Below are 1,447 nucleotides of genomic sequence, written 5' to 3'. Positions count from 1 at the left end.
CTATACTTTCTGGTATTGATGAATAATCAATACCAGTTTTTTTATTCCCTTTTAACACAAAAAGAACATCACTGTTCTCGTGTTATGATTTAAGCGACGAAACCCAATCAAAAAGGAGAAAACAATAATGTCCCAAGACAATTCTATACTATGTGCATTAGACATAAAAGACAATAATATAAAAAATATTTCAGTTAGTGACGCTATGGTTAAAAAGCATGGCGTTATAAAACACATAAAATTGATAAGAGCTACACTATCATACGTTCTCCATAGATGTCCTAATTGTGGTATGAATACTTTGGTTAAAAATGGAAAAAGGGCTACTAATGTTCGTCTGGCAAGCCTTAACGGGAAAGAATATCATATGATACTCAATAAACAACGTTACTTGTGTAGGAACTGTGACTGCACCTGCGGTGCGCACAGTGACTTTCTCATTAAAAACCACACAATCACTGGCCAAGTTAGAAACAGGATCTTTGATATGGCAAGAGAATCGTTTACTCTGTCATCAATTGCCAAGATAATTGGAATCTCACCAAGTACAGTAAGTAGAGTGTTATACGATAATATTACTTTGCCCAGTAGATGTAACCAACTTCCTGAAAATATGTGCTTTGACGAATTTCGATCGGTTGGAAATATTTTCACTTTCATAGCTATTGATGCTCAAACACATAAGTTGGTAGAACTAATTCATGACAGGTTATCTAAAACAATAATTGAGCACTTTATAAATAAATATAGTCTTTCAGAGCGCCAATTGGTCAAAACAGTATCTATCGATCTGAACGCAAATTACCAATTAGTAGTGCATCGAATTTTTCCGAATGCGCAAATAATAGTCGATAGATTTCATATCGTCCAGCTCTGTAGTAGAGCTTTGGATCAAGTACGTATTAGTTCATTAAAACGTGTTAGTGATAAGCATTCTCGCTTGCGTAAGGCTCTCAAATCAAATTGGCGTCTCTACCATCTGCCTTTGGCAGAGGTAGATGACGAAAACGTAAAATATGTTTTTGGTATCAACGAATATACGACAATTCAAAATGTAATTGATATTGGTTTAGATGCATTTCCCGTATTCAAAGAAGTATATGATACTTATCAAAATATCCAACAGTCCCTTGAAAATCAAGATACAAAGCTACTCAATGACACTATTCATGGATATAAAAAGAATGGCACCGCTATGGATACGTCAATCAATACGTTACGTAAGAACTTAAAATATGTAGAGAATAGTTGCTTAATGCCATATTCCAATGGTCCATTAGAAGGGACAATTGGAAAGATAAAAAAGCTTAAGCGTAACAGTTATGGTTTTAGAAACCTTGATCATTTTCTTAAGAGAATAACGCTGATTTGTGCATAAAAATAGGCATCCTCATTGAGGATGCCCATAGGCCAAAAATCATTCATCAATACTATTTGACAAAGAGCC

1 protein-coding gene is annotated in these 1,447 nt (G+C 34.6%); it reads left to right on the top strand.

All coding sequences use genetic code 11. The annotated features are described in order from the left end of the window. The first annotated feature begins 127 nt into the window (after positions 1-127). Complete coding sequence (locus EKM79_RS12170) at positions 128-1,378, top strand: ISL3 family transposase (protein ID WP_125569172.1); 1,251 nt, start codon at positions 128-130, stop codon at positions 1,376-1,378. Positions 1,379-1,447 lie beyond the last annotated feature (69 nt).

This window comes from Companilactobacillus insicii (genome assembly GCF_003946015.1).
In the GTDB taxonomy this organism is placed as follows: domain Bacteria; phylum Bacillota; class Bacilli; order Lactobacillales; family Lactobacillaceae; genus Companilactobacillus; species Companilactobacillus insicii.
The sequence above is the reverse complement of the archived record's forward strand: the minus strand, read 5'-3'. Positions and strand labels throughout refer to the sequence as shown.

Coding starts and splice junctions, on each gene's coding strand:
- EKM79_RS12170 (WP_125569172.1), top strand. CDS start 128: ATGTCCCAAGACAATTCTATACTATGTGCATTAGACATAAAAGACAAT.